The sequence below is a fragment of the Dyella terrae genome (genome assembly GCF_022394535.1).
In the GTDB taxonomy this organism is placed as follows: Bacteria; Pseudomonadota; Gammaproteobacteria; order Xanthomonadales; family Rhodanobacteraceae; genus Dyella.
Genome location: NZ_CP089414.1, coordinates 640,225 through 659,418 on the forward strand (window position 1 = coordinate 640,225; position 19,194 = coordinate 659,418).

Annotated in this window: 18 protein-coding genes and 1 pseudogene; 6 read left to right on the forward strand and 13 right to left on the reverse strand. The window is 60.6% G+C overall.

From position 1 onward, the window contains the following. Positions 1-38 precede the first annotated feature (38 nt). Positions 39-941, forward strand: a complete 903-nt coding sequence (locus tag DYST_RS02595) for a LysR family transcriptional regulator (RefSeq protein ID WP_239949819.1) — start codon at positions 39-41, stop codon at positions 939-941. Between the two features lie 37 nt (positions 942-978). Here the strand turns inward: DYST_RS02595 and DYST_RS02600 are convergent, their stop codons facing one another. The 3 genes and pseudogenes from DYST_RS02600 to DYST_RS02610 form a co-directional block, all read right to left on the reverse strand. Beyond that, on the reverse strand, positions 979-1,686 hold the full coding sequence (locus DYST_RS02600; protein ID WP_239949820.1) for an acid phosphatase: 708 nt from the start codon (positions 1,684-1,686) through the stop codon (positions 979-981). Further along, positions 1,686-3,896, reverse strand: a complete 2,211-nt coding sequence (locus DYST_RS02605) for a TonB-dependent receptor (RefSeq protein WP_239949822.1) — start codon at positions 3,894-3,896, stop codon at positions 1,686-1,688. The genes DYST_RS02600 and DYST_RS02605 overlap by 1 nt, the downstream gene beginning before the upstream one ends. Positions 3,897-4,124: 228 nt before the next feature. Continuing rightward, positions 4,125-5,016 (reverse strand): annotated as a pseudogene (locus tag DYST_RS02610) (LysR family transcriptional regulator). A gap of 188 nt (positions 5,017-5,204) precedes the next feature. Between DYST_RS02610 and DYST_RS02615 the strand changes: the two are divergent. The 3 genes from DYST_RS02615 (at position 5,205) to DYST_RS02625 (ending at position 7,104) form a co-directional block, all read left to right on the forward strand. After that, entirely contained in the window at positions 5,205-5,522 is a 318-nt protein-coding gene (locus DYST_RS02615; RefSeq protein WP_239949824.1) for a carboxymuconolactone decarboxylase family protein, read from the forward strand. Positions 5,523-5,906: 384 nt separating this feature from the next. Next, complete coding sequence (locus DYST_RS02620) at positions 5,907-6,236, forward strand: hypothetical protein (protein WP_239949826.1); 330 nt, start codon at positions 5,907-5,909, stop codon at positions 6,234-6,236. 106 nt (positions 6,237-6,342) lie between these two features. Then, entirely contained in the window at positions 6,343-7,104 is a 762-nt protein-coding gene (locus DYST_RS02625; RefSeq protein ID WP_239949827.1) for an ATP-grasp domain-containing protein, read from the forward strand. Positions 7,105-7,274: 170 nt separating this feature from the next. On the opposite strand, the gene DYST_RS02630 is transcribed toward DYST_RS02625, so the two are convergent. Continuing rightward, on the reverse strand, positions 7,275-7,943 hold the full coding sequence (locus DYST_RS02630; protein ID WP_239949829.1) for a hypothetical protein: 669 nt from the start codon (positions 7,941-7,943) through the stop codon (positions 7,275-7,277). A 25-nt stretch (positions 7,944-7,968) separates the two neighbouring features. Here DYST_RS02630 and DYST_RS02635 point away from each other — a divergent pair, with 25 nt between their 5' ends. Further along, positions 7,969-8,565: a TetR/AcrR family transcriptional regulator gene (locus tag DYST_RS02635; protein ID WP_239949830.1), complete on the forward strand. Its 597-nt coding sequence runs from the start codon at positions 7,969-7,971 to the stop codon at positions 8,563-8,565. A gap of 288 nt (positions 8,566-8,853) precedes the next feature. Here DYST_RS02635 and DYST_RS02640 read toward each other — a convergent pair whose 3' ends face one another. From DYST_RS02640 to DYST_RS02665, 6 genes are all read right to left on the reverse strand, one after another. Then, positions 8,854-9,267 (reverse strand): (R)-mandelonitrile lyase, encoded by a 414-nt coding sequence (locus DYST_RS02640; RefSeq protein WP_239949831.1) that lies wholly within the window; start codon positions 9,265-9,267, stop codon positions 8,854-8,856. A gap of 165 nt (positions 9,268-9,432) precedes the next feature. Next, positions 9,433-10,122, reverse strand: coding sequence for a class I SAM-dependent methyltransferase (locus DYST_RS02645; RefSeq protein WP_239949833.1), 690 nt, complete (start codon positions 10,120-10,122; stop codon positions 9,433-9,435). Positions 10,123-10,175: 53 nt separating this feature from the next. Beyond that, positions 10,176-11,063, reverse strand: coding sequence for an NAD(P)/FAD-dependent oxidoreductase (locus DYST_RS02650; protein ID WP_239949835.1), 888 nt, complete (start codon positions 11,061-11,063; stop codon positions 10,176-10,178). Positions 11,064-11,066: 3 nt separating this feature from the next. Then, a complete protein-coding gene (locus DYST_RS02655) occupies positions 11,067-11,513 on the reverse strand; it encodes an RrF2 family transcriptional regulator (protein ID WP_239949837.1) in 447 nt (148 codons plus the stop codon). A 54-nt stretch (positions 11,514-11,567) separates the two neighbouring features. Further along, positions 11,568-12,020: a DMT family transporter gene (locus DYST_RS02660; protein ID WP_239949839.1), complete on the reverse strand. Its 453-nt coding sequence runs from the start codon at positions 12,018-12,020 to the stop codon at positions 11,568-11,570. Positions 12,021-12,100: 80 nt separating this feature from the next. Then, complete coding sequence (locus tag DYST_RS02665; protein WP_239949841.1) at positions 12,101-12,817, reverse strand: AraC family transcriptional regulator; 717 nt, start codon at positions 12,815-12,817, stop codon at positions 12,101-12,103. Between the two features lie 273 nt (positions 12,818-13,090). Here DYST_RS02665 and DYST_RS02670 point away from each other — a divergent pair, with 273 nt between their 5' ends. Next, positions 13,091-13,885, forward strand: coding sequence for a TOBE domain-containing protein (locus DYST_RS02670; RefSeq protein WP_239949843.1), 795 nt, complete (start codon positions 13,091-13,093; stop codon positions 13,883-13,885). 59 nt (positions 13,886-13,944) lie between these two features. On the opposite strand, the gene DYST_RS02675 is transcribed toward DYST_RS02670, so the two are convergent. The 3 genes from DYST_RS02675 to DYST_RS02685 all read right to left on the reverse strand — a co-directional run bounded on the left by DYST_RS02675 (position 13,945) and on the right by DYST_RS02685 (position 18,922). Next, the gene (locus DYST_RS02675; RefSeq protein WP_102304539.1) at positions 13,945-15,270 is read right to left on the reverse strand and encodes a hypothetical protein; all 1,326 of its coding nucleotides are present in this window, start codon (positions 15,268-15,270) and stop codon (positions 13,945-13,947) included. Positions 15,271-15,564: 294 nt separating this feature from the next. After that, positions 15,565-16,671: a PepSY-associated TM helix domain-containing protein gene (locus DYST_RS02680; protein ID WP_239949845.1), complete on the reverse strand. Its 1,107-nt coding sequence runs from the start codon at positions 16,669-16,671 to the stop codon at positions 15,565-15,567. 10 nt (positions 16,672-16,681) lie between these two features. Beyond that, on the reverse strand, positions 16,682-18,922 hold the full coding sequence (locus DYST_RS02685; protein ID WP_239949846.1) for a TonB-dependent receptor family protein: 2,241 nt from the start codon (positions 18,920-18,922) through the stop codon (positions 16,682-16,684). Between the last annotated feature and the right edge of the window lie 272 nt (positions 18,923-19,194).

Sequence of the window (19,194 nt, forward strand, 5' to 3'; positions counted from 1 at the left end):
CATACAATTAGGTACCACCTAATAATGAGGCACTGGGCATGGAGCTTCGGCACCTGCGGTACTTCATCGCTGTCGCGGAAGAGCTTCATTTTGCGCGGGCGGCGGAGCGCCTGGGGATCTCGGCGCCTACCTTGACCGTGCAGATCCAGGAGCTGGAGCACACGCTGCGGGCCCGGCTGTTCACGCGGTCCAAGCGATCGGTGGCATTGACGCCGGCTGGCGAAGCGTTTCTTGGTGAAGCCCGGTTAGCGCTGGCGCAGTTCGAGCGGGCGCAAAGTGTCGGACAGCGCGCGGGGCGTGGCGAGATAGGACGGATCGAGATCGGCTACGTGGGTTCGGCTGCCTACTCCGGTGCGCTACAGACGCAGATTCAGCGTTTTCGTGCCGCCCGGCCTGATGTCGAGATCGTGGCGACGGAACAACCTATGGACGAATTGCCCGGCATGCTGGAGCAGGGTAGGGTCGATATCGGTTTCGTTCGCATACCGATGCAGTTGCCGAGTGCGCTCATGGCGCATGCGCTTGTGCACGATGTGTTCTGCGCGGTGTTACCGTCCAGGCATGCGCTGTTGAAGGTGGCAGGCCCGCTTCACGCCAAGGCGCTGGCGGGCGAAACCTTCATCGTTCCCGAGCAACCCTTGGGTACGTATGAGATAGGGCGTCGCGGCCGCTTCACGCCTCGCATCGGTGCCGTGCCTGGCAGTTTGATCGCCGTGCTCACCCAGGTGTCGGTCGGCGCGGGCGTGGCGATTGTTCCCAGTGTGCTCAAGGATGTCATCGACATGCCGGGCGTGCGCTTCAAGCCGCTTGCCGGAAAGCCGGTTATCTCCGGTGTGGCGGGTATTTTTCGTCGGCAGGAGCGTTCGGCGGCCGTCAGCGCATTTATTCAGAAGATGCGCGCTACCGCGGCATTGTCAGTGATCTATCCGCAGCGTCTCTGACGCTGCGTCCCTTGTTCGATCGGCGTGGGCCGTTGTGTCAGAGGGTTTGCGCGGGCGTGGCGGGCAGATGCAGCGCCGCGCGCAGTTCCGCACGCGCCGTCTGGTAGTCCGTTTGCCAATCGGGTTGATGCAAAAGCTCTGCACCGATCACGGTTCCCGCCAGCCGGCCGGCTTCCACGTCACTCGGGAAATGCGCACCCATCACCACGCGGTGCTGCGCGTACAAGTTGGCGCGGGCGAAAATCTCCGCGCGCTTCTCCGGCACCATGTTGGCCAGCAAAATCGCCGTGGTATAGCCGAACGTGGCGTGTCCACTCGGATAGCTCCAGTCGTCCGGCTTCTCCTTGGATAGCGGATGCACCTGGTCAGATGTTACCGAGGGGCGGGGCCGTCGCCAGTACAGCTTGGCATCTGTCACCTCGGCTTTGTCCAACTTGGCGACACGCTCAAAGAACGCGGTGGTCTTCGGCAAGGAGGCCGGTGGCATCGTCGAATCGAGTGCGTCCGCAAAGCGAAATACGGAACGATCCGTGTCCGCCTTGGCCGCCGACTGTTCGTCGGCGGATCGGGATTGCTGCACGGCAAGCACTGCTTGTAGATCCTGGTGCGCCTCCGTCGAGCTTGCGGCCGGCGGGGGCGGTAACACGGTCGACAGTGCGATGAGTGCGTGATCCGAATCACCACCGTCAGCCATCACGGACTGGCTGACCAAAAGCGCCAGCAATAAGAGTGCAGGTCGTTTCATCAGAACAGGTCGGCCGAGATCGTGAAGTTGAAGTTGCGCGCAGGGATGGTCCAGTACAGCGGCGTGCCGTCCGCACCCGTGGTGCCGGCCAGGGCGTTGATGTGGGTGTTGTTGAACAGGTTGTTGAGCTGCACGCCGATCTTGAAGTCCTTCACGTTGGCCATGTGCGGGTCAAACTTGTAGCTGGCGGCAAAGTTGGTGATGGCATAGCCGCCAATCGGCGTGTCGTCTTCCGCGTTGGCTGTGTAGTAGGTCTTGCCGACGAACTTATCGACCAGCGATGCGTAGATGGCGCCGTCGCTGTAGGTAAAGCCCATCGCGGCGGTCTTGTGGGGCGTGTTCGCGTTCCACTGGTTGTCCGAGGTCTGGATCGCGCGGTTGAGCGAGCCGTTGGCGTAGATGCTGAAGCCGGCGCCAAGCATGTACGTGCCTTCCAACTCCAGGCCTTTGTAATGCACGCCGCCGCCGTTGTAGAACTCGGTGATGCCGCCGACCTTGTGACTCTGCACGAAATTGTTGAAGTCGATCTTGTACACGTCACCCGACAGCGTCAGGCGGTCAGTGGTCCAGGTGGTACCAAGTTGGATGTTGGTGGTTTTTTCCGGCGCCACTGCGCTATCGGAAACCGCCGGGTTGGGCACGTACAGTAAATTCAGGTTGGGTGCCAGATAGCCCTTGGCCCACTGCGCATAAGCCGTCCAGTTGGAGGTGAACGCATAGTGGAAGGAGGTCGACGGCAGGGTGGCTTCCCACTTCTTGGAGTACGTGAGCGGTGTCCCCGTCTTCTGGTTCACCGAGGCGTCCAGATCGCGCTCGAAGTTGTTGTACTTCACGCCGCCAATGACATACGCGTTGTCAGTGATGTTCCACTGGTATTCGAGAAACGGCTGGATCGTGATCAGCGTGTCATTCATGCGGCGGTCTGCCGCTGCATCCTGCAGCGTGGGCGCGCCGGGGTTGACCACGGGATTGAGCTGGTTGAGCGTGTCGTCGAACTCATACAGCCAGCGGATGTCGTCCTGGTGGTCGTACCACACACCGGCGCGCAACTCGCCTGGGCCGAGTTCCTTGCCTACGCGGAAAATGTCGCCCCACGAGCGGTTCGTGTTACGCATGTGCTGGCCGGGAACATTGTCGGCACCATAGAACGTGCCGTTCGGCGTCTCGCCGTTCGGATCTTCGCCGTTGAAGCCGAAGTGGTTGTAACCGTAGGTGTAAGCCTTGTTGTCGATCGTCCAGCCGTCGAACTCCGAATGCAGGCCGATATAGCCGAAATTGGTGTTGATCTCGTCCTTGTTGTAGGCGTAATAGGACTGGCTGGTCGGATCGTCATTCAGGGCGTAGTTGACACCGTGCTGCGCGATCTGCGCCTTGGTGGCGCCGGGCGGGATGTACTGGTTCAGGTAGTTCGCCATGCCGACGAAGGTCAGCGTGGTGTTGTCGCTCAGCGGCTGAACCACTTTGGCGAAAACAGTCTGGCGACGCTGGCCGGAATAGGTGAGATAGCCGTCCGATGAGCTGTTCTGCAGATTGATCACCGCGCTGGTGCCGCTGTTGGTGAAGGCGCCCGTGTTGATGGTCGCGCCTTCCACAGCCGTGTCCCAGCTTCCGTAACTGATGTACGGGTTGATGCCGAACTGCTTCTGCGGGTTGAGCGAATCCACCGAGATAGTGCCACCGAACGTGGCATTGCCAAGCGTGCCGGCCGTGCCCGGGCCGCGATCCACTGTGACGGAGTTGGTCTGCTGATTCGTGAAGTACGACGTGGAGTGGTGCGTGAAGTCGTTGGAGTCCATCCACGGAATGCCATCGAACGTCACGTTGTACTGGCCGTCCTGGAAGCCGCGGATGGAGACGACTGCCGCTTCCATCAGGCCGGAGCCGTTCGGCGTCACGGTGTAGACGCTCGGCGCGATGGACGCGATGTCGGTGTAGTCGCCGGTGGGCGGAACGTTTTCCTGGATGTAAGTGCGGCCGATGATCGATTGCGGTTGCGTGGCCACCATGGAGCCTTGCGACAGGGCGACATTGGTCACGGTGTCGGTGCCCGTCACTTGCACGGCATCCAGGCTCTTGGCCTGCTGCGGCGTAGCACTGGTGTCGGTGGCGGCGTTGTCACCAGCCCATGCGGGTGAGGCAATCGCGGCGGCCAGGCAGAGTGCGAGCGTGGTGCGGGAGCGCCCGAGTAGCGCCAAAGTGTGCCGTGTCATGGAGTGCCCGTTGGATGGATTAGAGGGTGTCTTAACGGGGCGACACCGTAGTCCGGGCATATGACAACTTAGCAACAAAATGATTATTCGATAATATGGTTAATAATCGTATTTATTTTCGCTAAGACGATTATAAGTTTTGTTAAATGGATTTTCTAAGAGAATTATAAGAGTTGTTAATTGTATTTCTAAGCTGGTTATAAGGTTGACTGTGCAAGCGGTGCTGCATCAGGCGCGATAGCGCAACGCGTCGATGACAACGCTCATGGCGCGCGACATCTCCCGGCGGTTCGCATAAAAGATATGCAGCCCGGGGAACGTGGAGCACCACGGCTCCAGTACCCGCACAAGTTGCCCGGCATTGGCGTGCTCCGCGACCATGTCGTCGGGTAGAAAGGCGAGTCCGACGCCGTCGATGGCGGCACGGAGCATTTGGTAAGAACCATTACAGGTGAGTTGACCATCGATCCGGACCTGCAGTTCGCGTTTTCCCTTTTTCAGTTCCCACGCGTAAACCCCGCCATGCGTTGGAAGTCTTAGACCAATGCAGTTGTGCGCCGTCAGGTCGGCGGGCGAACGGGGAGCCTCTCTGTTCGTCAGGTAGGACGGCGAGCCGACGATGGCCATTTTCATGTCGGGTGCGATGCGCACGGCAATCATGTCCTTGGCGACTTGGTCGCCAAGGCGCACACCGATGTCGAATCGTTGTTCCACGATGTCGACCAGACCGTAGTCGATGACGATCTCCACCTTCAGGTCCGGGTACTGGGTAAGTACCTTCGCCAGTCTTGGCCAAAGCGCCTTGTTGGTGGCGTAGTCTGTGGCCGTGATGCGGATGGTGCCTGCCGGTTTGTCGCGCAGCTCGGTCAATGCGGCGAGCTCATGCTCGATGTCCTGAAAGCGTGGCCCAATGGTTTGAAGCAGTCGCTCGCCGGCTTCCGTGGGTGCGACGCTGCGCGTAGTGCGGGTCAGCAGGCGCACGCCCAATCGGCTCTCCAGTCCTTTCAGTGTGTGGCTTAGTGCCGACGGAGAAACCCCTCAGTTGTGCTGCAGCGCGCGTAAAGCTGCGTTCTCGGGCAACGGCAAGAAAGGCGAGCAGATCGCTGATGTTCTGGCGCATGGCAAGGCCTGCATGGCTGAAGTCGGAGGGGCGCGGCGCGAAAGCGTGATGCATCTTGCTGCATTGATGAACTTAGCTCAAAAGCCCATGCGGTCCTTCCCGTCTCAGTTCTGCGGGTTTTCGTGGCCTACATTGATGCGGGAGAGGGCGGGCCATCCCCGTGCCCGCTACGCCACGAGGTCATCGACATGAACGAAACAAATAAGGCCGGACGCGCTCGGAATGCCATAGGCGACGTCGCGCCGCAGTTAGCGGCACTTACGGACGATGTGCTGTTCGGTCAGGTGTGGGAAGACGCCGCGTTGTCAAAGCGCGACCGTAGCTTGATCACCTGCGCCGCCTTGGTGGCGACAGGCAAGGTCGAGCAACTGAGCTTTCACATGCCGTTCGCCCTGGAGAACGGTGTAAGCAAGGAGGAACTCGCGGCGATGGTGACGCATCTGGCGTTCTATGCCGGTTGGCCCAGTGCGATGTCGGCCATTGCGAAGCTTCGCGAGCTGCCGTGATCGATATCACGTCGATGGGCCTGACGCACGACGACGAGGGCTGCGCCAGTGCAGCCTGCGGATTCCGGTCGGGCTGAACATCAATTTCGGTGAGCGCCGACGGCCCTACTGCTGGTGATCAGGGATGCCGACGAGCGCTTACGGCTACATTCTGGGAGTGTCCGCTTCGATCCTCGGCGGACATGGATGGCGATGGGGCATTGGCGAGATCAGTTGGCGACCATGATCACAGAACCCGGAAATGCGATTGTCGCCCTGGCGCTCTTGGTGGCGTCTTGGCCCTGTTCCTCCGTGGCAGCTTCAAGCATGCCCAAATCGGTAACTGTTTGTGATTTGGCCCATCTCGGGGCCGATAGTGAAGGACTCGCGTTCCGAGTTCGGGGGATGTACGCCACTGATTTCCGTCATGGGGCTTGGCTTTACGATCTGAAGAACGATGCGTGTTCTATTCTGTTTGGTGTTGAGCAAGGCGACGTGGATGGTTCGGTAAAGCGTTTTGATCAGACCGTTGTTGATGCGGTAATGCATCTTGGACCAGGTGCACGCCAGTTCGTAGATGCCGAGGTGGTCTTTCACTGGGTGGTCGCGGATCCGAATCAGCCCCGCCCGGGCAGTCGCTCTCCGACTGGTGCCCTGGAACTCCGACGCGTATTTCAATCGGCGACGGCATCGCGGTCTGGTGATCCCGTCTCGAACCTTGATAAGCAGGACTGAAACGACGGGCCGGGACGGAAGGACCGCTTTCGACCCATGGCGGACTCCAATAGTTGATTCGGCTATAGGTCAAAACGCTGCCCGTGATCTAGGGCGAGTATCAAGGATGCAAGGAACCCAGCGGCGCAAGATGACGACACTTATCCTGACACCCCGATACACCGACGATACACAAGCGCTCTGGAGAGCTGCGTCGCAGCTGGGATGGACCGTTGAGAGGTTGGGCGGTTGGCGCGTGCCAGACCACTTTCGGTCACGGGACGACATTGCACTCTATGTGGAGGCGTTATTTGCACAGACGATTGCGGAGCAACTGGGACTGGAGCTCCTGAGTCCACCAGAGGATTGGTTGGTGCGGCTGCCCTATGCATACAAGCATCGGAACATACGCCTCACCACGCTTAGTGAAGCTCGAGGGTTGGAAACCGCGGCGTTCGTTAAACCACCGAATGACAAGAGCTTCCCGGCGAGCGTGTATGAGAGGGGATCCTTGCCCACCGAATACGACGACCATATGTCGGTACTTGTTTCGGATGTCGTGGCGTGGGAATCCGAGTTTCGGTGCTTTGTCCTCGACCGTTCGCTGGTCACCTATTCGATCTATGCGAGGAATGGGGAGCTTCAGCGTGACACACAATTTCAAAGTGAAATGGCTGAAGACCGAGAGCTGGAGGATTTTGTGGCTGGGTTGCTGGCCGACCCCCTGGTTGACCTACCTGAGGCAACGGTGATCGATGTTGGCTATATCCAAGGTAAAGGCTGGGCTTGCGTTGAGCAGAACGCCGCGTGGGGTGCCGGCATTTATGGCTGCGATCCAGCCAAGGTGCTTGAAGTTGTTCGGCGGGCAACCGTGAAAACTACACAATAGTTCAAGCGATACATCTAACGTCCGCTTTCGACGGCGGCCTCAACCGATCGATGCAACACTCCTGCTGCTTGCGCAGTCGCTAGTGTGTTGCATCGATCGGTTGAGGCCGCCACCCGAAGCGGACGAACACCTCCGTCGTCAATGGCAGCGCACCTGCAGAAACAGCCTGTTCAAGAGGCCTCGCGATCGCGCAGCGAAGGAATCTGGCTTTTCCTGAAAGTCAGCCATAGCGCAGACAGCAGGAAATACAGGCAGCCGAACGCTGCGTAGGGTGCAAGTTGTGCAATACCCGGCGCATTGCCGAAGGATTGCTTGACGAAGATGATGCCGGCCAGAGCCGATTGCGCGCCGCTGATGATCATGAAAACTTGCCCGCCCAGCTTTCGGCGGCCAATACCCACAGCAAGCTGAAACAGCCCCGCAAGGAGTGCCCATACGCCAAATACCAGCACCGCTCCAGCATTGCCGCGTAACGCGAAGGCCGTGGCCATGCATACCGCCGTGATGATGCTAGTGAGCGCGTTGAACTTTTGCCCCGGGTTCGCCGGCAGCCCTCCGCTTCGTCGTGCATCAATCACGTTGGCGGCCGCATCCCAAGCGGGGTAGAGCACCAACAGCGCGCCCACGACGGCCACGGGTGCAGATCCCAAGAGCACGGCGAGGACAGCCCATGCGAAAGCGACGCCTGCACGAAGGAAATAGAAGTTGCGAAGTGAGTTCATGAGCGGGTCCATGTGGCGGTGAGATATCCGACTAGTAGGTAGGTACTTCGTCGACTGGACCGCCACGGTTACTCCTAGCGCCGACATTTTTTTGATGGCCTGGAAAATCAATGACATATCTACCTAGTGGTAGGATGACCGCATGGCGACGAAACAGAAGCTCATCGACTCTGCCCGGCGACTCATCCAGATGCGTGGCTACAACGGATTCAGCTACGCCGACGTCGCTGAAGAAGTGCGGGTACGCAAGGCCAGCATTCACCACCACTTTCCAGCCAAGTCCGATCTGGCGCTCGCTGTGGTCGAGCAATCGCGAGCGCTGATCCTTGAGCAGACAGCCGCTTTGGCCGCGGGCAACTTTGATCCCGAGGCGCAGCTGCGGATGTACACCGGCTATCGGGAGAAGTGCATCACCGATGCCTCGGCGCCCTTTTGTGTTGCCGGCATGCTCGCCAGTGAATTGCCGACGTTGCCTGACGATCTTGGCAAGTCGGTACGCGCGCACTTCGTGGATTTATCCAACTGGCTTGAGATCGTTCTTACGCGCGGCGCGCAGATGGGCCGGTACCACCTGCAGGGTTCGGCCCGACAGGAGGCGGAATCGTTCATGGCTATGGTTTATGGCGCCATGCTGACGGCACGCGCTTATGGTGATCCCAAAGTCTTTGCCGCCATCGTTGCAAACGGTTTGAAGAGGTTGGCCTCGTCGGCTGCGCCTAAGGCCGCTAGAACGAGGTGACTCAAGGTTGGGCCAACATGTCCAGTTCGTCGCGGGAATTTGGGCACTTCGATCTTTTTGGTTCTAATGCAATGGGTTAGTTTCCAAACGATCAATCAGCCCGCCCATTGCTGACATATCGCCAGGGTGTTGCGTTGACCCATTGAGCACGCAACCCTGAGCGGACCTTGGGACGGTGCGGTTCGATAAGGCAGGCGGTCGGGCTTCGAACCGTACTCAGCACGCAGGGGCTGGTAGGGCTCGGCTAGCTGGTCGGTATGCGCGCCTACTGGCCGCGCAGTATGGGGGTCAGTCCCTGACGATCGGGCCTGAGAGGTACTGCTCATCGGTGACCGGTTCCATCCAATTCACATTGGTGCCGTCGAGCATTTCGGTGATCGCTACATGAGTCATGGCGGTGGTGTCGGTGGCGCCATGCCAGTGGCGACGCTGACATGGACACCAGATGACGTCGCCGGCGCGAATCTCCGTACGCGGGCCGCCTTCGCACTGCGTCCAGCCCACGCCGTAGGTCACGATCAGTGTTTGTCCCAGTGGATGGGAATGCCACGCGGTGCGTGCGCCTGGTTCGAACGTGACGATCGCGCCACCGCTTCGCGCGGGCTCGTAGGCCTGGAAGAAGCTGTCGATCCGGACGGAGCCGGTAAAAAAGTCGGCTGAGCCTTTGACAGACGGTCGCGAACCATTTCGGGTGATCTTCATGCGGAGACTCCATTTGATATCGACGCGCGCGTCGCTGCGCTTGCCGCGCAACGCATCACGTGTTCTTGGTCAAATGGTATGCCCGGAATCATGGCGTGATAATCCACGTCCGCCTGCATTCACTTGTGAACAACGCTCAGCAATCACTCGCTTGCCAGTGGCGCATCAAGGTGGTTTCTGGGCGGGTGCGTAGGCGATCCATCCCTTGAACGTGAAGCCCGCATAGAACAATTCGATGGATGTGAAGCCAGCCTGTCGCATCAGAGCCACATCGTGCTCCGGGGAGATCAACGGAAGCTTGGCATCGATAGCAATGATGGCTGCTTTCGCATTCGACTCCGCGATGCCGGATGACATCGCGAACGCTGCGTATCGGGCCAGCCAGCGGGCCTTGTCGGGTGCTTCCTGCGGAAAACTGTGGTGTGCCACCACCAAGGGAGCCCCTGGCTTCAGGCGGCGTCGTAGTGCCGTGAGTGTGTGCAGTCGTTCCTCGGGCGTGAGGAAGTGCAGGGTCAGCAGGCAGGTGGCACCGTCGAAGCGTTCATCGGGAGCGTCGCCGACATAACCTTGCAGCAGCTCCACGCGTGAAGCGAGCGGCCCCAGTGTGTTTTCCGCCAGCTTGAGCATCTCCGCTGACGGATCGATGCCTAGCAGTCGCCACTGGGGATGTGCTTCGGCAAACACCTTTAGTTCAAGGCCGCCACCCGCGCCGAGGACGAGTACGCGACCATCCGTCGGGACACTCTCGGCCAGAAGGAGTGATGCCATGTGCTGAAGGGCGTGAAAGCCGGGGACTTGCCTGACAGGTCCCTCGGCGTATCGGGCAACGGCGTCGGGGTCGGAAAACGAGGACACGATGTGCTCCCGATGAAGTGAGCTAGTCAGGTTGATGGACCGTCGCTGCCGCTTCAGCCTTCCGGCCAGACAAGCGAGCGATGGATCTGCGCTCCCGCCCAGGCACCGTCGCCTACAGCAAGAGATACCGAGTGCGGCGCTCGAGCCACATCACCGCAGGCGAAGGCGCCTAGGATGCTGGTTTCCTTGGTTTCGGCCGTCCAGAGCTGTTTGCCCATGGGGGTATCCATCAGTTCGCAACCCAGGTTGCTGGCGACGGGGCTGGATGGTGTGCAGCGCGAGGCGGTGAACAGTCCGGCGAAAGGCAGTCGTCGTCCGTCGGCAAGCAGCACGTCGGCGTCGCCATCGAGCCTGTCGATGAGTGCTTCCTCGATGACTACGCCGCGCTGGATCAGGTCGCGTCGCGCATCTGCGTCGAGGGAAACACAGTCGTTGGTCAGAAAGGTGACTTGCCCCCATTCCGGAAGCAGCTGCGCCTGATGTACCGACATCGGCCCGGTAGCGATGACGCCGATACGGCCTTGATCGAGTTCGTAGCCGTGGCAATAAGGGCAATGGAACACCGCCTTTCCCCAGCGTTCGGCCAGTCCGTCAATGGCGGGGAGTTCATCGGACACGCCTGTCGCAAACAGCAGGCGTCGGCCAAAGTGGGCCTCTCCATCATCTAGCATCACGCTGAAATCGTCCTTGCTGCCGGATGCTGATGTGACCACCCCATCAATCCAGCGCAGTGATGGATAAGCCTGCAACTGGCGACGCGCCTCGGTCGCGATATCAGCGGGGCTCGCGCCGTCCTGTCCAAGGAAGCCGTGCGAATGACTGGCAAAACGGTTGCGTCGCTGGCCGGCATCAATCACCAGTACCGTCTTGCGGGCACGTACCAACTGCAGTGCCGCAGCCATGCCGGCATAACTGCCTCCAACCACGATGACATCGTGCATGTTCTAAACCTTTCGTGTGCGCCGTTGTTGTGCGTGCCGCCGCGCAAAGTCGGTGGCAAGGTCGGCAAGAGTGACGTGGGCGAAGCGCTCTAGCAGGACGGCTTCCGCTTCAGAAATGGCGTCTGCCAGCGCGGCGTTCACGGCCTGCTCGACCAGGCATTCGGGTCTTTCGTTTCGATTGCCGATAGCGAAGATCGCCGGTTCGCCGAGTGCTTCGTGCAGATGAAGCAGCGTGACGCGGGAGAGGTCGGCGGCAATGCGCCACCCGCCGGCATGCCCTCGATCTGACGTGACGAGTCCCGCGTCGCGCAGCAGTCCCATGGTTCGCCGAACAACGACCGGGTTGGTGCTGAGGCAATCGGCCAGGGCACCGGACGTCATGGGCTGATCCTGCTCCGCCATGTGCAGAAGGGCGTGCAAGACAGAGGAAAGGCGGCTGTCGGATTTCACGTAACAACGATAGTTACATGAAATCCGACGGGCATCAAGCGCATGGCGAGAGTTCTAGCGCCGGACCATGACGGCTCCGGCGATGAGCATGGCGGCGCCGAGCCATCGGATTGGATGGGCGATATGTTGCGGCACGCCAAAGAGGCCGAAGTGATCAATGGCGATGCCCGCCGTCATCTGTCCCACCACGATAAGGGCCAGCACGGTGGCTGCCCCGAGTCGTGGAATCATCAGAATCGCCGTGCCCACGAAGATCGCGCCGAAGACGCCACCCATCCAGGACAGGGGTGTTGTCCGGGCCAACAGCATGTCGCCAAGGCGAGGACCCTTGGTTGCCAGGGCGAGCATCAGCATGACCATTGTGCCGATCAGGTAGCTGGTAAAGCCCGCCCACCATGGAGATCCGATCGCGGCGCGCAGATTGGCATTGAGTACTTGCTGCACGGCCATGCTGATGCCCGCGCCGATCACGAGCAGGTAAAGGCAGGCATTGAGTGCGATGGTCATGAAGGTTCCGGCACGAGAGGGGCTGTGTGCAGAAGCGTAGGCTTCACTGGCCGCACTGTCTGGAACGAATGTGACCTGCGCTATCGGGCTCGGTAGCGCCCAGGTGTCACGCCAAAGGCGCGGCGGAAACAGCGCCCCAGGTGACTTTGGTCTGCAAACCCGGACATGACCGCGGTGTCGACGAGTGGCGTTCCCGCGCGAAGGAGCTTTCGTGCGTCGTTAAGTCTGGAAGTCATCGCAAAGGTTTTGGGTGGCATGCCATGAGCGCGTCGGAATGCCCGTGAGTAGCCCTCGCGACTCATGCCGATGTTCGTGGCGGCGAGGTGAACTGGGGTCATAAAGTCACTGGGCAATGACGGCGTGCTTTCGACAGAGGATGCGCGATGCTCGGGGAATGCATGAAAAAGTATTGCCGGCGAAAAGTTCTCCTCGTTGCGCCAGTCACCCTTCAGGCGAGTAAGTAATGCAGCCACGTCTAGAGTGCGGGCAAGGGTGTAGATGTTCAGGCAGGTTACGCCGTGTGGTTGTGGCAAGGATCGATGGGGCAGGCCGGATGGAATGCATATGCCTTCGCCGGCCTTTACGATGACCACTTTGCCGCCAATGATGAAACGCCTGCGACCGGTGAGCACGAAAGTGATCTGGTCTTCATCGTGAAAATGATCGGGAAGTGCCACCTCGGTGCCGTGCACCAGCGCAAGCTCCACGATGTCCTCGATGCCCGGGCTCCAGTACGTCCACGCGCCGCTGGGGTTTGCGACGGAAACGATGCGGTCGATGGCGAGTGCGGAGTTCAATAGGGTTCCCGGGAAGACGCTTGCCTAGCCGGATGGGGAGGTGGTGGCGCGGGGCGCTTCGCATCCATTCTAGATCCACGTGCCACCGGTTTTTGCTGTCGTCTCCCGGATAGCTTGCGTTATCACGTCTGTTTCTCCATGGGGCGTGTCGGGACTGGGCAAGTGACGGCTTTAGAGGTAATGCTGTGATCCGGGATGGGCGCTTTCGATGCGGGCGGCCACGGTCGATGGATGAGAGCCTGATCTTTGTGTCACGCCACCAGGAGCGACGCCATGCTGATCATCAAGGGAAGTCTGGGGTTAGAGTCGGACGGGCGAAACTTTGGCGGACACGATCGCATCGCCCTGTTGGCCAAGATAGGTGAGCTGGGTTCGATCGCTGCGGCAGCGAGAGAGGTTGGCTTGAGCTACAAAGGGGCCTGGGATGCTGTGGATGCCATGAACAATCTGGCAGACGAGCCCCTCGTTCTGCGCGCTGTGGGCGGGCGTAGCGGCGGCGGTGCTGGCCTGACGGATCGCGCGCGCCGACTGATTGGCGTCTTTGGCCACATGGAGGCGTTGCATCAACGATTCATGGAGCAACTGAGTGCTTTCGCTGATGATCCCCTTTCCGACATCGACCTTGTGAGGCGATTCCTGATGAAGACGAGTGCGCGAAATCAACTGGCTGGCGTGGTGGCGTCGGTAGAGGCTGGTGCGGTCAACGACGTGATACAGCTCGATATTCAGGGCGGGCAGCGGTTGGTGGCCGCCGTGACGAGCGAGAGCACCAAGAGCCTGGGTCTGGCGCCCGGAAAAAAAGCGTTTGCCTTGATCAAGGCATCCTCGGTCATTGTTGCGATCCCTGACGGCTCCGTGCGGCTTTCGGCACGCAACCAGTTGGCCGGCGCTGTCTCTTACATTCGGCGTGGCGAGGTCAATGCAGAAGTGGGGATCGAGCTCAAGGGCGGCACCGTACTGGTAGCCATCATTACGCTTGCCAGCGTGGATGCGCTTGGGTTGCGCGAGGGCCTGGATGCAATGGCCATCGTCAAGGCATCGAGCATTATTCTGGGGACGCTGGAATGACCCTCGCGGCGTGCGGAGCGCTACGCGTTCCCGCACGCCGTTGGTCCTGCATCGCTAGCTCAGAACTTGTAAGAGATCATCAGCCGGTTGTAGGTGAATGATTCATTGCCCGGATTGAGGTTGGCGATGCCACCCACCGAGCGTTCCCAGCGGTCGCGCAACTGAAAGCCTTTGAGCGCGCCGTCGAAGTTGTAGATGATGTCCAGGTACAGGTCGTGGCTGTCGCCACGCTCAAGTGCCGTGTACTTCGCGTAGGCAGCCACCAGTTGCAGCTTCTTGTCGAAGAAGTTGTACAGCGCGCGACCCTTCCAGGCATGTCCCGGGCCGATTTCCACCAGGCCGCGAATCATCGAGGTGGTGAATAACGGGTCGGTGCCGTAGTTCACCGTGTACGGTGAAATCAATGCACCGTCGCCAACGGCGCCCGATTCGCCATCCAGCTTGTTGTAGGCAAAATCGATGCGTCCGTCGTAGATCGACGTACCGATATCGGCGCCCCAGGCTTGCGCCTTGACGCGATCGCCCGCCACGCCCACCAGCTTGGTCTTCGTCTCGACCAGAATGTTGTCGCTGCCACTACCGTTCTGGGTGAGTGCCTGTACGGCGATGAACGGATTGAAAGGCGTTTCGGTAGTGAACGTGTAGCTGCCGTTGATGTAACCCATGTGCGCGAAGCGCAGAAAGTCGTAGTACCACGCTTCGGCCTTCAGGCCGCCGTTGACGTAGTTGGTGCCTGCCGCCCACGTGCCCGGCGTCTTGGGTGAGTTGATGGGCAAGGAGCCGTTGTTGCCGTACATGGAATCACTGTCGAACTTGGACGGGTAATACAGGTTGTCCGCATACATGCCGTTGGATGTGCGGCTCTTCCAGCTGTACTCGCGAATGGCGTAGATGTTCCAGTCCGTTACCGGCGTGAAGCCCATCAATAGCGCGTTGTAGGACGAAGGGATGACGCGCGAGTCGTTGTTGCCCATCCATGGCGTGTCCAAATACTGGTAGCCACCGCGGAAGAGAAACCAGTCGCGCTTGTACTGCACAAACGCCTGGCTCCATGCGCCCAGCGAACTGTTGGGGCCCATCAACGAGGTGTCTACTTTCGCCGGGTTGTCGCTCTTGGTGCCAAGCATATTGGCCGTGACGAACGATCCGCCGAAACTCAGGCCGCCGAGCACCGTGCCGGTTTGTGCATTGATCAGGGCGGCAAGGGATAGTGCATGCGCATCGGGCGTGGTGCGGGCGTCGTACATGCGGTTGAAATCGTATAACCGCAATTGGCCGTCCACATGGCCGTTGGTAAAGAGGTCGTTGAAGCTATCGTCTGCGTGGGCTGATGAGCATGCCGCGATAACGCAGGCGGAGAGCATCCACAAGCGGGAGTTGCGCATAAACACCCCTTTTCATTTCTCTGAGCCGCGGTGATGGGAGCGCCTGCCGAAACAGCGCAGGCGCGCGTGACGACCGTACAAACGCAGGATCCTATCGATATCACCTTCACTATATAGCGGCTGGAAGCTTTGGTGAAACCGCCCTGGAACAAGGCAACGGGGCTTCATGCCGCATCTTTTTGCGATGCGGACGAATTGAGGGGAGGGGCTGCCTTTCTGTCGTCCGGGCGGGGTTTCCGCCCGCATAGTGAGATGCGCCCGATCGTCTTGGCGGCAACGAGCGATCAGCCCCTTTCAGCCGGCCCGTTCCATGGCTGGCCTGCGGCGACGCGCTCGCCAGAACAGAAACCCTGTGACGAGCATGAAGGTGGGTAGCGCGGCACCAATGGCGAGCAGCGCACGCCATATGCCGCCGCCGACAGCGGCGGAATGGATGGGAAAGAGCGCGTTGGCCAGGCGTGCCCCGGGGCCTAGTCGGGTGGCATCTTCACCACCCAGCACCTGGGCGGTGTAAGGGTTGAGAAAAAGTGTGCTCCTGCCGCTCGGGTTCCATTCCCCTGGGCGCCGCACACGCATGACGAGCGCAGCGCCGGGGCGCACCGGCAAGCTGATGCGCGTGATGATGGCGTCCGCGGCCGCCGCGTGTGCGGCCTCTAGCAAGTCGGGCCAGCGGACGTCGCCGCCATCGCTGGTTACCTTGGGCGGCCGAGCCGGCTGCGGTTCGCCAAAGGCCTGGATGAGCCCGGTGCGCACCGCGCCGCGATACGCCATGGTGGTGCCGGTGCCGATGGTTACGAGCAATAGGGGAAACGCGAGCACGCCGACCATGCGATGCCAGCTTGCCCAGCGCAGGATGGGCGGATGCGCGTGCGGCTTCAGGTGGGTAACGGCCCGGCGTCGGCCTGGCCAGTAAAGCCACAGGCCGGAAGCAAGCATGAAGAGTCCGGCGCATGCCACGATGCCGAGTACGGTTTCGCCCGTGTCACCCGAGAGCAGATGGGTGTGCCAATCCAGCAGAACCAGCAGCACGTCGCGGTTCGCGGCACGCACCAGCAAAGGGTGTCCGTCGACGGGATCGAAATAGTGGCGGTCGCCGTTCTTTGCGACACCCTCAAACGCGGTCAATCCATCACCGGGCAGGGCGATGCCGCGCAGTTGCTTGCCTTCACTGGTGGCGAGTATCTGTTCGAGCGCTGGCCCAAGCCCCGTCTGCTCGGGAACGGTGCGACCGATGAGCTCGGGATGCGTCATGGCAAGCAGTGGCCGCTCGAACAGCAACACGCCACCGGCCAGCATCACCAGGGACAAGAGCACACCGAGACTAAGCCCAAGCCACAAATGCAGCGTCTTCAGCGCGTGGCGGAAACGCCGCCGTTGGTGTGCTTGCGGCGTGCCGCTCATGAAGCCTTCCTCAGAAATCGAATGATGCCTGCACGTAATACGTGCGCGGCTGCCCCACGTAAAGCCCGTCGTTGTTGTCGGTGGACCGCGTGAAGTAACGGCGGTCGAAAAGATTCTTCACGCCCAGGCCCAGTTTGAGGTTCGAGAGTGACGGCCCGAAGGCATATTCACCGCGCACGTTCCAGGTGGTCCAGCCGGGGATGTTGCCGAGGTCACCGTCTGGCGTGCCTATCGTCTGGTAGATCGTGGGGTGCGCGGGATCGAAGCTCGGCGAGCCTGGGGAATGCTGGCGCGACTGCGAGAACGCATCGAGATTGAACGTCCATGCGGTGCGCTGGTAGCGCAGGCCAAGGTTGGCCGTGCGGCGCGAATAGAACGGCAGGTCACGTCCCGCGAACGAACCGTATTTGTACATGGCATGCGTATAGGTGGCCGTGCCCCACAGGGTTAGGCCCTGTAGGCGGGGGTCATACGCACCTAGATCCACATGCCCGCCGGACTCGATGCCTTTGTGCGTGGTGGCGCCGAGACTGGTCCAGCCATCCACCGAGTCCGGCACGCCGGGCAGCTTGCCCACGTACTGGAGTTCGTGGTCGAAATTGATGCGGAACAGCGTGAGTTCTCCGCCCCAGGCTCCGTTGTCGTAACGCGTGCCTATCTCGTACGTGCGTGCCTTCTCGGGCTCCAGGCCCTGAGCGAACTGGTTGCTCGAATCCTTCTGGCTGATCTGGAAATACTGCAAGGCACCGAATGACGTTTCGGCGTTGGCATACAGCTTCCACGCGTCCGTCAGGTGGTAGATCACGTTGAGCGAGGGCAGGGGCTGCGAGTAGTGCTCGCGGCGGAAGGTCGGGCCTTTCACGATAACGGTGCTACTGGGATGCGCCTGCCACCAGCTATTGATGCGCTCATAGCGAAGGCCTGGCGTGATGGTCCAGTTGCCGACATTGATGGTGTCGTCCACGTAGAGCGCGTTGGCTTCGTTGGAGCCGGTGTTGTTGCCCGTGAGTACGTAGGGCGCCTCATAGATGCCACTGTCGAATGGCGTGTAGCTCAGTCGCGAGACGAACTTGTTGTTGCGCAGCGTGCGCTCGTTCATCCATTCGGTGAGATAGCGATAGCCCACGCTGATCTCGTGCGTCCACTGCCCCCAGTCGAACAACTGGGAGTAGCGCGGCTCGATGGCGAAGGTGTGGTAATTGCGCGGGTAGGCGTTGAGCTGGTGCGTGTACAGGCCCGTGGCCGCGTTCTGCGTGATGGTTTCGATATGGCTGCCGCGGAAGCTTTGGGTGTAATACGTCTGCACCTCGAAACTGCGCCGGTCATCGGTGTGGCTGTAGCGCAGTACGGCATCCTGGCGGCGACCGTGGAAGTCATCGAACGGACGGCGCGACTGGAACGGGTCGGCGTTGTAGTCGGCCTGAGTGAGGCCGCCGGGCATGCCTGCCTGGCCGTCGTAGTAATGCAGGCTGCCGCTGATCTCATCGGTGGAACTGAGAGCGTACTTTGCCTTCAGCATGAGATCGTCGATGCTTTCGTTGTCTTCCTTCTCGCGATAGCCCGGACCGAGGGAGCCGTTGTAGAGCAAGGCGAGGCCAAGGCCCGATGCTGTGGTGCCGCCAAGGAACAGGTTGCTCTGTGTGCGGATGCCGCCGTACTCGCCGCCCTGCAACTGCACGCCCGCATCGCCGCCGAAGTTCTGCGGGATGTCGCGCGTAACGAAGTTGATGATGCCGCCGACATTCTGCGGCCCATAACGCACGGAGCCGCCCCCGCGCACCACATCGATGGCCTGCAGGTTGCCCAGCGCCACCGGCGCCATCGAGACCTGAGGCTGCCCGTAGGGCGCCACGGCAATGGGTACGCCATCCAGCAGCAGCGTCGAGCGCGGTGAGAGGCGTGAGGTCAATCCGCGCACGCCCACACTAAGCGACACATCGCTGCCGCCGGTGCCGTTGCTCTCCTGTACTTGCACGCCCGGCACTTTGCGCAATGCGTCGCGCAGGTTCACGGCGCCGGCTTCGCGCATGTCTTCGCGACGAATGACGGTGCGTGCGCCGGGATGGTTGGCCACCACGTTCTGGTTCGCTTCGCTCAGCCAGTCGCCCACCACGGTGACGCCCTCCAGGTTGGCGGGCTTCTTGGCATCGGTGGAGGCGGGTAGCGGGGCAGGTTCTTGCTGGGCACTGGCAACACCGGTGTAGGCGGTGCCGGCAAGCGCCAGCAGGACGGCGCGTCGAAGGGAGGGCATGGCGAGGAGGCAACTTCTTACGAAAAGTCGCACATCCTAGTTGCGAATGATTATCATATCAAGCATTGGGCCGGCTGCCGTGCGGACGGCGGCGCTGCTTCACAATGTGCATAACCAAAGACTGATATCTGTCTGCTGTCAGTGGCGTGCTGATATGTCCCTTCGCGCGTCACTTATGTGGTGAACATGACACTCATGACGTGGTACTGGAGCACATCTTGCGTACTCGCCGCTTTATGTCTTCCTGAAGGCGGGGGTGTTTCACTGCCGCT

Excerpts from the sequence above, each read along its gene's own strand:
- DYST_RS02595 (WP_239949819.1), top strand. The coding sequence starts at position 39 with ATGGAGCTTCGGCACCTGCGGTACTTCATCGCTGTCGCGGAAGAGCTT.
- DYST_RS02600 (WP_239949820.1), bottom strand. The coding sequence starts at position 1,686 with ATGAAACGACCTGCACTCTTATTGCTGGCGCTTTTGGTCAGCCAGTCC.
- DYST_RS02605 (WP_239949822.1), bottom strand. The coding sequence starts at position 3,896 with ATGACACGGCACACTTTGGCGCTACTCGGGCGCTCCCGCACCACGCTC.
- DYST_RS02615 (WP_239949824.1), top strand. The coding sequence starts at position 5,205 with ATGAACGAAACAAATAAGGCCGGACGCGCTCGGAATGCCATAGGCGAC.
- DYST_RS02620 (WP_239949826.1), top strand. The coding sequence starts at position 5,907 with ATGTACGCCACTGATTTCCGTCATGGGGCTTGGCTTTACGATCTGAAG.
- DYST_RS02625 (WP_239949827.1), top strand. The coding sequence starts at position 6,343 with ATGCAAGGAACCCAGCGGCGCAAGATGACGACACTTATCCTGACACCC.
- DYST_RS02630 (WP_239949829.1), bottom strand. The coding sequence starts at position 7,943 with ATGTCATTGATTTTCCAGGCCATCAAAAAAATGTCGGCGCTAGGAGTA.
- DYST_RS02635 (WP_239949830.1), top strand. The coding sequence starts at position 7,969 with ATGGCGACGAAACAGAAGCTCATCGACTCTGCCCGGCGACTCATCCAG.
- DYST_RS02640 (WP_239949831.1), bottom strand. The coding sequence starts at position 9,267 with ATGAAGATCACCCGAAATGGTTCGCGACCGTCTGTCAAAGGCTCAGCC.
- DYST_RS02650 (WP_239949835.1), bottom strand. The coding sequence starts at position 11,063 with ATGCACGATGTCATCGTGGTTGGAGGCAGTTATGCCGGCATGGCTGCG.
- DYST_RS02660 (WP_239949839.1), bottom strand. The coding sequence starts at position 12,020 with ATGACCATCGCACTCAATGCCTGCCTTTACCTGCTCGTGATCGGCGCG.
- DYST_RS02670 (WP_239949843.1), top strand. The coding sequence starts at position 13,091 with ATGCTGATCATCAAGGGAAGTCTGGGGTTAGAGTCGGACGGGCGAAAC.
- DYST_RS02675 (WP_102304539.1), bottom strand. The coding sequence starts at position 15,270 with ATGCGCAACTCCCGCTTGTGGATGCTCTCCGCCTGCGTTATCGCGGCA.
- DYST_RS02680 (WP_239949845.1), bottom strand. The coding sequence starts at position 16,671 with ATGAGCGGCACGCCGCAAGCACACCAACGGCGGCGTTTCCGCCACGCG.
- DYST_RS02685 (WP_239949846.1), bottom strand. The coding sequence starts at position 18,922 with ATGCCCTCCCTTCGACGCGCCGTCCTGCTGGCGCTTGCCGGCACCGCC.